The sequence below is a fragment of the uncultured Cellulomonas sp. genome, from assembly GCF_947494015.1.
Taxonomy (GTDB): domain Bacteria; phylum Actinomycetota; class Actinomycetes; order Actinomycetales; family Cellulomonadaceae; genus Pengzhenrongella.
This window is the reverse complement of record NZ_CANLTL010000004.1, coordinates 60,601-73,461: the sequence shown is the minus strand read 5'-3', so window position 1 is coordinate 73,461 and position 12,861 is coordinate 60,601. Positions and strand designations below refer to the sequence as shown.

Here is a 12,861-nt window from a genome sequence, read left to right as displayed (position 1 = left end):
CCGGTCCGGCGCCTCGGTGGTGCCGTCATGCCCGAGAGGATCGCCGGTGACCCAGGACGACGCACGCGCCGAGCTCGAGTCGCTGCTGCTGAGCACCCGCACCGTCCGCGAGCACCTCGACGACTGCGCCGACCGGGCGGGCCACCACCTCGGCGCGGGCACGCACTGCAGCGTGTCCCTGCGCCACCAGGGCCGCGACCGGCTCGCGGCCACCAGCAGCGTGCGCGCGCAGCGGTGCGACCAGGTCGAGTACGACCACGGTGCCGGACCGTGCCTGACGGCGATGGACGGGCTGCAGGTCGTCCTCGTCCCGGACCTGCTGGACGACGCCCGCTGGCCGGTGTGGCGGCGGGAGGCGGTGGACCAGGGCTTCCGGTCGGCCGCCGCGGTCCCGGCGCACGTCGCACCGGGGGTCGACATCGCCCTCAACCTCTACTCCGAGCAGGTCGACCCCTGGGACCGGGTGCTGCTGACGCGCGCCGACGCCTACGCCCAGCAGGTCGCGGCCAGCGTCGCCCTGTGCCTGCAGGTGGCCGACCTCACCGAGCGGATCACCGACCTGCAGGCGGCTCGCGACGCCCAGGCGACGCTCGACCGCGCGGTCGGGGCCACGATGGCGCACGAGGGGGTCGGCGCCGAGACGGCGCTGGCCCGGCTGCGCGACCGCGCCGTCGCCGAGGGGGCCGACGTCCGGGACGTCGCGCGGGCCCTGCTCGGCGAGCTCGGTGGTGACCGCGCTCGCTGATGTGCGCCCACCGGAGACGGATCCCGGGTGGCGGGCGTAGGGTCGCAGCACCACACACGCCCGCTCTGCGAGGTGAGGTCCATGGTCCAGCGGTCCGCCGCCCCCGACGTCCTGCCGCTGCTCTCCCGGGGCAGGCATCGCAGCCCCCGCCGGGGGGCGTGCTTCATGGAGCTGGCGAGCTACCTCGCCGGTGAGCGGTGGAGCGACCACCCCCGGTGCACGCACCCGTTGCTGGCGCGCCTCGCGCGCGGCGTCAACGACGTGACGTCCGACGACGCCCGGCCACGGCTCGCGCTGCTGATCCCCTCGGTCATCGGGCTGACCAGCCCCGATCCGCGGTGGGACCACGAGGTCGCGGTGACGGTGGCGGCCGCCGCGCTGCCCGTGGTCGCCGAGGAGCACCAGCGCGCACTCGCCGTGGGGGTGCTGACCTGCGAGCGCCTGCTGGCGGCCGACGGCCGGCCGGTGGACGACCCGATCCGGGCCCGGGCCCGGGAGGCGCTGGCGGGGGTCCCCCTCGCGGCCCGATGGGCGGAGCGCTTCGCCGCCGAGCACGCCTCCGTGCGGCACACCGGGCACCCGGGACCGGCGGTCGTGGACTTCGCCGTCCAGGCGGTCGCGTGCACGTGGCGGGCCGACGCCGACGACATCCTCCACGACGCCCTGCGGGACGCGATCGACCGGTGCCGGCGTCTGGCCGGGATCGCCGGCGTCGACGCCGCGCCCACCCTCGACGGGGCGGCGTGGACGGCCGTGTGCGCACCGGTCCGGTCCGCCTGAGCCGCCGGGCCCGTGCTGGCCGTCGCCCCCCGGACGACGGCCGGCGCCCTCTCGACGACGGCCGGCGCCTCGCGGGGACGCTGCGCCGGCTCGCGTGGCGGGCGTGCTACGAGGCCCTGGGCGCCCGCGTCCGCGAGCCGGCCTGGGCGTTCATGAACTACGGCTACGCCGACGTCGGGCCGGGCGCGGACGGATCCGCCCCGGGCACGGTCGCGGCGGCGTCCGATCCCCTCGTGCTGGACCCGGCCGACGAGCCCGACCGCTCGTGCATCCGGCTGTACGCCGCGACGGTGGCCGGCGTGGACCTGCGCGGTGCGGACGTGCTGGAGGTCGGCTCCGGCAGGGGCGGCGGCGCGTCGTGGCTGAGTCGGTACGCGGGCCCCCGCAGCACGACCGGCCTCGACTTCTCGGCCGCCGCCGTGGCCCTGGCCACGCGGCACCGGCGCGGGCCCGGCCTGCGGTTCGTCCGCGGGGACGCCCTCGCCCTGCCGTTCCCCGACGCGTCCTTCGACGCGGTCGTCAGCGTGGAGTCCTCCCACTGCTACCCCTCGGTGCCCCGCTTCCTGGCGGAGGTCCGGCGCGTCCTGCGACCCGGCGGTCACCTGCTGCTCGCCGACCTGCGCAACCACGACGACGTCGTCGTGCTGCGCGACCAGCTCGCCGGGTCGGGGCTCGAGCTGGTCGAGCTGGAGGACGTCACCGTGCACGTCGTGGCCGCGCTCCGGCAGGACAACGCCCGCAAGCTGGCCCTCATCGAGGCCTGGATCCCCCGTCCCGTGCACGGCGCCTTCCGCGTCTTCGCCGGCATCGAGGGCACCCGCAACCACGTCGGGCTCGAGCGGGGCGACCTGCGCTATCTGCGCGTCCGTCTGACGAAGCCGCAGGTCAGCGCGGGTTAGGTCCGATCGCACGGTGGCCGTGCGCGTTCCTGTTGCTGGCCCTGGCGACCGCACCTAGCCTGATTCGAGGCGGCGCAGAAGGCGTGGTCCTCGAACGACTCAGACGGCGTGCGATCGCGCCGGGCAGGGCGGGCACGGTGCTCCTACCGGACGACCCGGGGCCCGGGGCGGCCCGGCTCGACGATCGTCGCCGTGGGACCGCACCGATGTCTCGCCGCTCCAGGGCCGGCCGCGTCACCACGCGACGACCCCATCCCCAACCAGTGGAGGAAACACCATGATCGGCACAGACGAGATCCAGAACCTGCTCGTGTCCGGCGGCACCGTGGTCGGCTCCGACGGGGACAAGATCGGCAAGGTCAGCCAGGTGTTCCTGGACGACCAGACCGGAAACCCCGAGTGGGTCACCGTCACGACGGGGCTGTTCGGCACCGCCGAGTCCTTCATCCCCCTGACCCAGGGCTCCGTCCGCGGCGACGAGATCCACGTCCCCTACGACAAGTCCACGGTCAAGGGCGCTCCGCGGGTGGACGACTCCAACGGCAAGCTCTCGGAGGCCGAGGAGGGTGAGCTCTACCGCTACTACGGGCTGGACTACACCACCGGCCACGAGAACGCCGGCACCACGGACACCACCGGCACCCTGGGCACCACGGGGACGACCGGGACCGCCGGCTACGACACCACGGACACCACCCGCGGCACCGTCGGCCACGACACCTCCGGCCCGACGACCGACGAGTCGATGACCCGCTCGGAGGAGCAGCTGCACGTCGGGACCGAGAAGGTCCAGACCGGTCGTGCCCGGCTGCGCAAGTACGTCGTGACCGAGCAGGAGACGGTCACCGTCCCGGTCAGCCACGAGGAGGTCCGGCTCGAGCGTGAGCCGATCACCGACGGCAACGTGGGCGACGCGCTGGACGGCCCGGCCATCAGCGAGGAGGAGCACGAGGTCGTCCTCACCGAGGAGCGCCCCGTGGTCGCCAAGGAGGCCGTCCCGGTCGAGCGCGTGCGCCTCGACAAGGAGACGGTCACCGACACCGAGACGGTCACCGACTCGGTCCGCAAGGAGGAGATCGAGCTCGACGACGACTCCCGGGACACCCGGGGTCTGTAAGAACTCCACCGCCCGACCCACCGTCGGGCGCCTGCACCACCCCCCGACGGCCGGCCCGGGTCACCCCGTGGCCGGCCGTCGTGCTTCCGTGGAGCCGCACCCGTGCGGTCGCCCCTCGTCGAAGGAGATGACATCGCATGAGCACCCCCCAGCACGGAGCCGGTACCCCGGCGCAGGAACCGAACGCGACCGGAGCCGTCTCGGCCCGGGCGTTCGGGCGCGACCGCGAGAGCGTGGTCGAGCGGGAGAAGGAGCAGTACGGCGGCATCAAGGTCGGGTCGGCGTTCTTCGGCTGGCTGACCGCCACCGGCACGGCGGTGCTGCTGACCGCACTGGTCGCCGCGGCGGGCACGGCCATCGGCGTCGCGAACGACACGGACGTGGCCGAGGCGACCGAGACGGTCACCTCCGACCCGGCCACCGTCGGGATCGTGGGCGGGATCATCCTGTTCGTCGTGCTGTTCCTCGCGTACTTCTGCGGCGGCTACGTCGCCGGACGCATGGCGCGGTTCGACGGCGCGAAGCAGGGCGTGGCGGTCTGGCTCTGGGCCGTCGTCATCGCGATCGTCGTCGCGATCCTCACAGCGATCGCCGGCGACCAGTTCAACGTGCTGAGCGACCTCAACAGCTTCCCGCGGATCCCCGTCAACGAGGGCGACCTGACCACCGGCGGCATCGTCGCGCTGGTCCTGGTCGCCCTGGCGAGCCTCCCGGGCGCCGTCCTGGGGGGCATCACCGGCATGCGCTTCCACCGCAAGGTGGACCGCGCGGGGCTGGGTCGCTGACCCGTCCGACACCGAGCACGGACCTGGGCCCCGGTGGCGGACGTCGTCCGCCACCGGGGCCTCGGCACGTCCGGGGCTGGGGGGCCCGTGGCTCACCGGGGACCCTCAGCGCTCGACGAGCGCGGGCCGCGCCGGGTCGTCGGCCCGCACGACGACGTCCGCGGTCGCCTCCGGGTCGACCTCCCGCGCGTACCGGGCGAACGCGGGCAGCATCCAGAGGTCGCCCGGCGACGTCCGACGCCGCAGGGTCGCCTCCCGCAGGGCCACGTGGACCGTCAGGTCGAGGTCCAGCCACCGCCCGAGCAGCAGCGTGCCGTCCAGCACCAGGACGGCACCGTCCGGGGCCGCCTGCGCCGGGGCCCGGGTGGCCCGGTCGCGGGCGGCGTCCCACAGCGACGGCAGGTAGTGGCCGCTACCGCCCGGGGCCAACGGGTCCAGCACCTCCCGCGCGAGCGCGCTCCCGTCGAGCCAGTCGTCGACCAGCGCATCGGGGTCCTGGCGCCCGTGCTCGAACCGCAGCGACGCCGGCCGCAGGAAGTCTGCGGCACTGACCCGCACCACCGGGTGCCCGGCCGCCCGCAGCGGCACGACCAGGGCATCGGCGAGCTCCCCCGGCCGGGCCACCTGGGCGCCGTCGACCGCGACCCGCAGGTGACCCGCGCTGTCGCGGGTCGCCACCGCCGCCAGCACGCGGTCCACCACGTGCTCGACCACGCCGCCGGGGGTCGAGGGTCGCACGCGCACCGGACCAGTCTGGTGGCTCGGACCGGTTGCCCACGCCGCGGGAGCGCGAACCGGTCGAGGTCCGCCGCCGCCACGACCACCCGGTCGCCGGCGCGGGACAGGTCGACGGCGTCGGCCAGCGCCTCGGCGCCCTGGCTGGGTGCGGTGTCGGTGACCACCGCGACGCCCTGCCCCGGCCGGGCGGTGCTGACGTCCTCGAGCCGCACGTCGCCGGCCCACCCGTCGCGCGGCAGCGGCCCGAGGTCCGGACCGCCGCGGCCCGCGGCGGCGACCGGGGTCACGTCGTGCCCAGCGCGGCAGCCAGTCGGTCGAGCAGCTCGGCCTGCGCCGTCACGACGAGCGTGCGTGCTTGCGCGAGCGGCAGCCAGCGCGCCCGGTCGAGCTCGGGGAAGGACTGCCGCCGCCCGCTGCGCGGTGGCCACTCCAGCTCGAACGTGTTGCTCACGACGGTCGCCACGTCCAGGTCGCCGGCGCGCGCCCACACGGTCACGGACTTGCCGCCCCGCTGCTGCACCGTCCCCAGCGGCAGGTCGGGGCCGTCCGGCGGTGGCTGCCCCATCTCCTCGCCGAACTCCCGCAGCGCGGCCGCGTGCGGGTCCTCGTCGGGGCCGTGCTCGCCCTTGGGCACGGTCCACGCGCCGGCGTCCTTGCGTGCCCAGAACGGCCCGCCCATGTGGCCGAGCAGCACCTCGACGCCCGTGTCCCCCGTGCGGTAGAGCAGCAGGCCCGCGCTGCGCTGCATGGATCCTCCCGACGACCCGGGACGGCCGACGTCGGCGCCCCCACGCAGGCTAGGGCGCGGTGCTGCCGGGTGCGACGGGACCGGCGCCGCGTACTGCTCGTGGGTCCCTCGGCCCGGCGGTGGGGTGTCCCCGGACGCGCCGGCGGCGTGTCGGGGCGTGTCGCCGCGGGCTCGTGCGGCGCCCCGGGCCGCGGCGGGTGAGGATCGACGCATGACCGTCACGGACGAGGTGCGCACACGCATCGGTGGAGCCCTGTTCGCCCGCGTGGCCGGGCCCGAGGGGCCGCAGGCCCGGGACCGGATCCACGGCACGCCCGGGCCCCGCTGGTTCGACGAGGGCAGCGCCATCCAACGGGTGCACGGCGACGCGTCGATGTTCGTCGGCGGCCTGCGCGCCCTGCTGCTGCAGTCCCTGCACCCGCAGGCGATGGCCGCGGTCGCCGCCCACTCCGGCTACCGCGGCGACCCCTGGGGGCGGCTCGCGCGCACCAGCACCTTCCTGGCGACCACCACCTTCGGCACCGCCGACGACGCCGCCCAGGCCGTCGCGGTGGTCCGCGCGGTGCACGACCGGATCAGCGGCGTCACGTCCGAGGGACTGGCCTACGCCGCGTCGGACCCGCACCTGGTGCGCTGGGTGCACGTCGCCGAGGCGCACAGCTTCCTCGCGGCGCACCAGCGGTACGGCGCCGAGCCGCTCGACGCCGACGGGTGCGACGAGTACGTCGCGCAGGTCGCCGTCGTCGGGCGGGCGCTGGGTGCGGTGGACCCGCCGACCACGCTCGCCGAGCTGGTCGACCAGCTGCGCGGGTACCGTCCCGAGCTGCGGGCCACCACCGAGGCCCACCAGGCGGCCCGCTTCCTGCTCGTCAGTCCACCCCTGCCGTGGGTGGCGCGCCCCCCGTACGCCGCGCTGGCCGGCGCGGCCGTCGCCCTCATGCCCCGCTGGACCCGCCGGCAGCTGCGCCTGCCGTACCTGCCCCTCGCCGAGGACACCGTCGTCCGGGCCGGCGGTCACGCCGTCACGCGGTCGATCCGCTGGGCGCTCGGCGCACCCGACCGGGCGGTGGCCGTGCAGGACCCCGACGTGGACGCCCCGGCCGGAACTGCCTGAGGCGGGTGCAGGAAGGGTCAGCATCCGCGCCCGGCGCGACAGTGCACGGACGTCCCGATGAGGCGGCGCCCAGGGTGTGCGCGGCGCAGGTCGGCTGGTGGCGCCGACCGCGCCGGTGGTCACCGCTCATGCTTGATATGCGGGTGATCGGGGATCAGTCTCCGACCTGAACCGGCACGGCTCGTGTCCTCACCGTGGAGGTCCTCGCACGAGTGTTCTCGGTGGCCCTTGCGGGCGGGAGGCTCGCCGTGGGTGTGAACCCTCAGCTGGAGCAGGGCCAGACGGCGTGGGGCTCTGAGGTGATCGATCAACGCGACGTCGGCCGAGGTTGGGTCGCCGTCGGGTCAGTGTGATCGGGGAGCGCTCGGGGCTCGCGCCGCACGACGCGGCACCCGCCGTGGTCGCTCCGCGGGGTGGCTCGGTCGCCGTGTGGCTGACCTCGGACGTCCCCTGCGTCGACCTGACGGCCGGCGGTGGCGTGGTCGCTGACCAGGTCCTGCTCGACGTCACGACGCTGGGGCTCACCCGCCGCGTGGAGCTGCCGCTTCTTCCCAGCCCGGTGACACTGCGGTCCTCGACCGACCGCGACTGCGACGACTGACGCGGCGGCCCCCTTGCCGCTCGGGACGGCGACCACGGCGGCGCGCGCAGTCATGCCTCGCTGTGGTGCCGCCACTCAGGGAGCGCCGTCACTGTCGTCCTGCGGGTCGTCGGTCCACCCGGCGGTGAAGCGGACGTCTGCGGCCCGCGTCTCCTCGACCAGCATGGTGAGCAGCTCGCGCGCGGTCGTCGAGCGCAGGAGCGCCAGCTGGTCGAAGGAGCCGAGCGGCGCGATGCCGGCGACCTGCCAGACCCGTTCCTCGGGATCGGACGACAGCTCGACGTCCGGCGACCAGGGCAGCTCGACGAACTCGCTCGCCCTGGTCAACGTCGCGCGCACCAGCGACTCCGCCGTGGCGAGCTCAGGGACGAGCGCAGGGTCGAGCTCCAGCGGCGCGAGCTCGCGCACCTCGGCCCGCGGGAACGGGTCGTCCTCGAGCCAGCGGACCACCTCGAACCGCGCGGCACCGGTCGCCAGCAGACCGATGAAGCCGGCGGTGACCTCCACCGAGGCGATGCGAGCCACGGTGCCCACCGTGAACCGGACGTCGCCACCGCCGACCTCCGAGCCGCGTTCGATCAGCACCACGCCGAACTCGCGGTCGGTCTCGGCGAGCACCGAGGACAGCATCGCGAGGTAACGAGGCTCGAAGACGCGCAGCGGCAACGGCATGCCCGGGAACAGCACCGAGCCGAGCGGGAACATCGGCAGCTCACGCGTCTCACCGGACATGGATGCGATCCTCTCGCGCGCTGCCCGACCGGGCGAGCCCCCGTCCGTCGGCCGGTGGGGATCACGGGCGCACCCGAGCTGCTCCGAGGACGTGCCGGCGGACGACGGCAGGCCAGGGGGGGAGACGACCGCCGCCGCCCGCATGTGCACCGGCGTCGCGGTGTCGCGGAGCACGCCGGCACCACCGACTCAGCCTGGCGCATCCGCGGTGCAGTGGAGAGGATGGCGAGGTGAGCTCAGCCCGATCGACAGCGACCGACGCCCCCGGCAGCGCAACGACGGCCGACGCGACGCGTCAGATCACCGTGCTGCTCGGCTCCCTGCTCGCCATCGCCGCCGCCTTCGTCGGGTCGGGCGCCTTCGGTGGACCCGACCAGACCGAGGTCGGTGACGGTGCTCTCGCGGCGGACGCGACGCTGGTCGCCCCGGGTCAACCCGCCTTCGCCATCTGGTCGGTCATCTACAGCGGCTTGCTGGCCTACGCCGTGTGGCAGGCGCTGCCCTCCCGGCGGGCCGACCCACGACAGCGGAGCACGGGGTGGTGGGTCCTGGGGTCGATGCTGCTCAACGCCCTGTGGATCACCGTGGTGCAGGCGGGCCTGCTCGGGCTCAGCGTCCCGGTGATCGCCGCGCTGGTCGCCGTGCTGGTGGTGGTGCTGAGCCGGCTGGTCGACCGTCCGGCGTCCGGCGTCGTGGAGGCCGTCGTGGTGGACGGCACGCTGGGTCTGTACCTCGGCTGGGTCGTCGTGGCCACGGTCGCCAACGTGGCTGCCGTGCTGACCGCCGCCGGGTACACCGAGCTGGGCCTCGGCCCGGAGGTCTGGTCCTGGATCGTGCTGCTGGTCGCCGCCGCGATCGGGGTCGGACTGGCCGTGTACGGCCACGGACGGCTGGCGGTGGGTGCGGCCATCGTGTGGGGGCTCGCGTGGATCGCCGTCGCGCGGACGAGCGGCGACCTGCAGTCGGGCGCGGCCGCGTCGGCGGCCGTGGTCGCCGCCGTGGTCGTGGCCCTGGCGACGATCGCCGTGCGGATCCGCTCGGCGGCACCCCGTGCTCGATGAGCGCGGACCGCGCATGCGGCCCGCAGCCGGTGGGACAGCGGCACGGCGGCGCCGTGTGCCGCCCGGCGCGTCGGTCATGGCCGGACCCCGACGTGGGTGGTCGGGCTACGCCGACGCCGAGGCCGGCGGGGCGGTCGCGTACCGCTTGGCGGCACGTTCACGCCGCTGTGCGGCGAAGGTCTCGCGGTCCTTGGGCGGGGCGTGGGTGACGAGCGACTCCAGCAGGTGACGGGTCGCGTGGGCGACCTCCTCGACCGCCCGGTCGAACGCCTCCTGGTTGGCCCGTGACGGCTTGGTGCTGCCGCTGACCTTGCGGACGTACTGCAGCGCCGCGGCGTGGACCTCGTCGTCCGTCGCGGCCGGCTCGAAGTTGTGCAGCTCGTGGATGTTCCGGCACATGGCCGCCAGGCTACGCGCGCGTCCCTGCCGGCGGCAGAGCGGGCGGGGCGCACGTCGAAGGAACGAGCAGGGCGCGGGCGCCCACCGCGTGAACTCGTCGAGATCCGGACCCATCCGCCCGCCCATCCGCTGCGAACCACCCCCGACCGAGCACGCACCGACACGTCAGGGCCACCCGCCCGACGGACTGGAGACACCATGCGCACCACACGACGGATCGCCCTCGCCGGCTTCGGCGCCGCCCTTCTGCTCCCCCTGGGGGTCGGCTCCGCGTTCGCCGCCGACGGCGACGTGAACGCCAACCTCACGCCGGTCGCCCTGAACGGCGCGGCCGCCAGCGGCACCGCCATGGTCAAGGTCGAGGGCACCACCCTCACCGTGACGATGGCCGCGAACGGCCTGCTCGCCGACGCCCCGCACGCCGCCCACATCCACTTCGGTGCCGAGGCGCGCAACGAGTGCCCCGCCGCCTCCGACGACGCCGACGGTGACGGCATGCTCACCACGACCGAGGGCGGGCCCGCGTACGGCGGCATCGTCGTGTCGCTGACGAAGACCGGTGACACGAGCCCGGCCAGCGGCCTCGCGGTCGACCGGTTCGACACCGCGCCGGGCGGCGAGATCGCGTACCAGCGCGGCAGCATCACGGTCGAGCCCGACGTCGCGCAGGCGATCGTCGACGGCAAGTCCGCGGTGGTCATCCACGGCGTCGACCACAACGAGGACGGCGTCTACAGCGGCGACGCGATGTCCGACCTCGACCCGACGCTGCCCGCCGAGGCGACCGACCCCGCCGTCTGCGGCGTGCTGATGGCGGCGCCCTCGGGCGGTGTCGCGGCCGGCACCGGCAGCACCGCCGGCACCGGCACCTCCACCGGCGTGATGCTCCTCGGCGGTGGCCTGCTGGCCGCCGGCGCGGGCGCCGGTGCCCTGGCCGCTCGTCGGGTCCGCGCGACCGTCTGATGAGCGACCACCGCCGGCACGACGGCCGCTCGCGGATCCTGGCCGCGGCGGCCGTCGTGCTGGCCGTGGCCGGGGCGCTCGCCCTGGTGCTGGGGCTGCGCGGCGGCCCCGCCGAGATGCCGACCAGCCCGCCGCTCGCGGCGTCGACGGAGGGCCCGTCCGACGCCGCCGGGTCCCCGCCCGCCGCGGCTGCCGACGGCTCGGGTGACCGCGCCGACCCCGTCGGTCCGGGCGGCGCCGCCCGGGACGCCGCGCCGACCGCGGCCGAGACCGCCCCGCTGCCGGAGCTCGGCCCGATCCTGCCGGCCTCCGAGCCGGTCTCCCTGACCATCCCGGCGATCGGCGTCGCGAGCGACACGCTGGAGCGGCTGGACGTCGGGCCGGACGGCGTCCTGCCGGCCCCCACGGACTTCGCGCTGCCGGGGTGGCACACGCGCGGCCCCAACCCGGGGCAGCTGGGACCGGCCGTGATCGCCGGGCACGTCGACGGGCCCGACGGTCCTGCCGTGTTCATCCGGCTCGGCGAGCTGCAGCCCGGCGACGAGGTCCAGGTGGGGCGGGCCGACGGGACCGTGGCGACGTTCGTGATCGACGAGGTCGGCCGCTACGCCAAGGCGGACTTCCCCACGTCGCTGGTCTACGGCAACACCACCGACCGCGCCGAGATCCGGCTGATCACCTGCGGCGGCGCGTTCGACCGCAGCACCGGCCACTACGTGGACAACATCGTCGCCTTCGGTCACCTGGTGGGCTGAGGCACGCCCCGCGAGCCGCGCGCCTCCGCGTACCGGCGCAGCGCCTCGGCCCGCTCCGCGCCGTGGTCGACGACGCGCTGGGGGTACCCGTGCGCGTAGCCGTCCGCCGCCCGCCACGGCTGGTGGACGGCGGCGCCGGGCAGGTGGGCGAGCTCGGGGACGTACCGGCGCACGTAGTCGCCGTGCGGGTCGAACTTCTCGCCCTGGACGACGGGGTTGAACACCCGGAAGTAGGGCGACGGGTCCGTGCCGGTGCCCGCCACCCACTGCCAGCCGTGCGCGTTGGATCCGACGTCACCGTCGCGCAGGTGCCGCAGGAAGTGGCGGGCACCGTGCGTCCAGCGCACGTGCAGGTCCTTGACCAGGAAGCTGGCCACCACCATCCGCACCCGGTTGTGCACCCACCCCTCCCGGAGCAGCTGGCGCATGCCGGCGTCGACCAGGGGGAACCCGGTGCGTCCCTGCTGCCACGCGGTGAAGGTCTCCCCCGGCTCGTCGTACGCCATCCCGGCCAGGGCGTCGGACAGGTCGCCCCACGCCGAGTCGGGACGGTGCCACAGCACGTCGGCGTAGAAGTCGCGCCAGCACAGCTCGGTGACGTACCGGGCCGCGCCATCCCCGGCGGCCAGCGGGTGCGCGGCCAGGCCGGCCAGCAGCGTGCGGGGATGCACGGTGCCGTACTTCAGGTGCACGGACATCGACGACGTGCCGTGCAGGTCCGGTCGGTCGCGGTCGGACCCGTAGGTCTCCAGCGCGGTCGCCAGGAACTCCTCCCAGCGCTGCATGGCAGCGCTCTCGCCGACGGCGGGGAGGTCCGCGGCGTACGCCTCGGGCGGCACGGGCGGCAGGTCCTCGCTCTCCGGGCCCCGGTGCCAGCGGACGCCGGCCGGCACCTCGGCCGGCGCACGCCAGCCGTGACCGCGCCACGCCCGGGAGAACGGGCTGAACACCGCGTACGGCGTGCCGGAGCCGCCGACGATGCGACCGGGAGTGACGGCGTAGGGGCTGCCCGTCGCGACCAGCGGCACGCCGTCGGGCAGCGCGGCCGCGACGCGGGCGTCACGGCGCCGACCGTACGGGGTGGTCTCGGCGCTGATGTGCACGCTGGTCGCGCCGACCTCGCGGGCGAGCGCCGGCACGACCTCGTGCGGCTGCCCCGCCCGCAGCACCAGGGCGCCGTCGTAGGCGTCCCGGGCGGCGCCCAGCGCCTCGACCAGGCACCGGCTGCGGACCGGGCCGGCCGACGCCAGCAGCACCGGGTCGGGCACGAACACCGGCAGCACCGTCCCGTCGCCGGCCGCCTCGTGGGCGGCCAGCAGTGAGGGCAGGTCGTGCAGGCGCAGATCCCGGCGCAGCCACAGGATCGACGTCATCCCCGCAGCGTAGGGGCCGATCCGGTGACGGGCCCGCCGGGCGGCGACAGC

The 12,861-nt window shown here is 75.5% G+C and carries 15 protein-coding genes; 10 read left to right on the top strand and 5 right to left on the bottom strand.

Annotated features, from left to right (window positions below; translation table 11 throughout):
* Nucleotides 1-46: 46 nt before the first annotated feature.
* The 5 genes from Q0840_RS05810 (at nucleotide 47) to Q0840_RS05790 (ending at nucleotide 4,326) form a co-directional block, all read left to right on the top strand.
* Nucleotides 47-745, top strand: a complete 699-nt coding sequence (locus Q0840_RS05810) for an ANTAR domain-containing protein (protein WP_298457424.1) — start codon at nucleotides 47-49, stop codon at nucleotides 743-745.
* Nucleotides 746-826: 81 nt separating this feature from the next.
* On the top strand, nucleotides 827-1,525 hold the full coding sequence (locus Q0840_RS05805; protein WP_298457421.1) for a hypothetical protein: 699 nt from the start codon (nucleotides 827-829) through the stop codon (nucleotides 1,523-1,525).
* Nucleotides 1,501-2,424, top strand: a complete 924-nt coding sequence (locus tag Q0840_RS05800) for a class I SAM-dependent methyltransferase (protein WP_298457418.1) — start codon at nucleotides 1,501-1,503, stop codon at nucleotides 2,422-2,424. Before Q0840_RS05805 ends, Q0840_RS05800 begins: the two co-directional genes overlap by 25 nt.
* Nucleotides 2,425-2,701: 277 nt before the next feature.
* Complete coding sequence (locus Q0840_RS05795; protein ID WP_298457417.1) at nucleotides 2,702-3,541, top strand: PRC and DUF2382 domain-containing protein; 840 nt, start codon at nucleotides 2,702-2,704, stop codon at nucleotides 3,539-3,541.
* 137 nt (nucleotides 3,542-3,678) lie between these two features.
* On the top strand, nucleotides 3,679-4,326 hold the full coding sequence (locus Q0840_RS05790; protein ID WP_298457416.1) for a hypothetical protein: 648 nt from the start codon (nucleotides 3,679-3,681) through the stop codon (nucleotides 4,324-4,326).
* Nucleotides 4,327-4,431: 105 nt separating this feature from the next.
* Here the strand turns inward: Q0840_RS05790 and Q0840_RS05785 are convergent, their stop codons facing one another.
* Nucleotides 4,432-5,070: a uridine kinase gene (locus Q0840_RS05785; RefSeq protein WP_298457413.1), complete on the bottom strand. Its 639-nt coding sequence runs from the start codon at nucleotides 5,068-5,070 to the stop codon at nucleotides 4,432-4,434.
* 277 nt (nucleotides 5,071-5,347) lie between these two features.
* Nucleotides 5,348-5,812 (bottom strand): NUDIX domain-containing protein, encoded by a 465-nt coding sequence (locus tag Q0840_RS05780; protein ID WP_298457410.1) that lies wholly within the window; start codon nucleotides 5,810-5,812, stop codon nucleotides 5,348-5,350.
* A gap of 211 nt (nucleotides 5,813-6,023) precedes the next feature.
* On the opposite strand from Q0840_RS05780, the gene Q0840_RS05775 reads away from it, so the two are divergent.
* Both Q0840_RS05775 and Q0840_RS05770 read left to right on the top strand, forming a co-directional pair.
* Nucleotides 6,024-6,926, top strand: a complete 903-nt coding sequence (locus Q0840_RS05775) for an oxygenase MpaB family protein (RefSeq protein WP_298457409.1) — start codon at nucleotides 6,024-6,026, stop codon at nucleotides 6,924-6,926.
* Between the two features lie 349 nt (nucleotides 6,927-7,275).
* Nucleotides 7,276-7,527, top strand: coding sequence for a hypothetical protein (locus Q0840_RS05770; protein WP_298457406.1), 252 nt, complete (start codon nucleotides 7,276-7,278; stop codon nucleotides 7,525-7,527).
* 75 nt (nucleotides 7,528-7,602) lie between these two features.
* On the opposite strand, the gene Q0840_RS05765 is transcribed toward Q0840_RS05770, so the two are convergent.
* On the bottom strand, nucleotides 7,603-8,259 hold the full coding sequence (locus Q0840_RS05765; RefSeq protein ID WP_298457403.1) for an LON peptidase substrate-binding domain-containing protein: 657 nt from the start codon (nucleotides 8,257-8,259) through the stop codon (nucleotides 7,603-7,605).
* Nucleotides 8,260-8,489: 230 nt separating this feature from the next.
* Here Q0840_RS05765 and Q0840_RS05760 point away from each other — a divergent pair, with 230 nt between their 5' ends.
* Nucleotides 8,490-9,320: a tryptophan-rich sensory protein gene (locus Q0840_RS05760; RefSeq protein WP_298457399.1), complete on the top strand. Its 831-nt coding sequence runs from the start codon at nucleotides 8,490-8,492 to the stop codon at nucleotides 9,318-9,320.
* A 105-nt stretch (nucleotides 9,321-9,425) separates the two neighbouring features.
* Here the strand turns inward: Q0840_RS05760 and Q0840_RS05755 are convergent, their stop codons facing one another.
* Nucleotides 9,426-9,719 (bottom strand): DUF2277 domain-containing protein, encoded by a 294-nt coding sequence (locus tag Q0840_RS05755; RefSeq protein WP_298457397.1) that lies wholly within the window; start codon nucleotides 9,717-9,719, stop codon nucleotides 9,426-9,428.
* A 198-nt stretch (nucleotides 9,720-9,917) separates the two neighbouring features.
* Between Q0840_RS05755 and Q0840_RS05750 the strand changes: the two genes are divergently transcribed.
* Both Q0840_RS05750 and Q0840_RS05745 read left to right on the top strand, forming a co-directional pair.
* The gene (locus Q0840_RS05750) at nucleotides 9,918-10,682 is read left to right on the top strand and encodes a CHRD domain-containing protein (protein WP_298457394.1); all 765 of its coding nucleotides are present in this window, start codon (nucleotides 9,918-9,920) and stop codon (nucleotides 10,680-10,682) included.
* Nucleotides 10,682-11,437, top strand: a complete 756-nt coding sequence (locus Q0840_RS05745) for a class F sortase (protein WP_298457391.1) — start codon at nucleotides 10,682-10,684, stop codon at nucleotides 11,435-11,437. Before Q0840_RS05750 ends, Q0840_RS05745 begins: the two co-directional genes overlap by 1 nt.
* Here the strand turns inward: Q0840_RS05745 and Q0840_RS05740 are convergent.
* A complete protein-coding gene (locus Q0840_RS05740) occupies nucleotides 11,422-12,810 on the bottom strand; it encodes a deoxyribodipyrimidine photo-lyase (protein ID WP_298457388.1) in 1,389 nt (462 codons plus the stop codon). The genes Q0840_RS05745 and Q0840_RS05740 overlap by 16 nt on opposite strands.
* Between the last annotated feature and the right edge of the window lie 51 nt (nucleotides 12,811-12,861).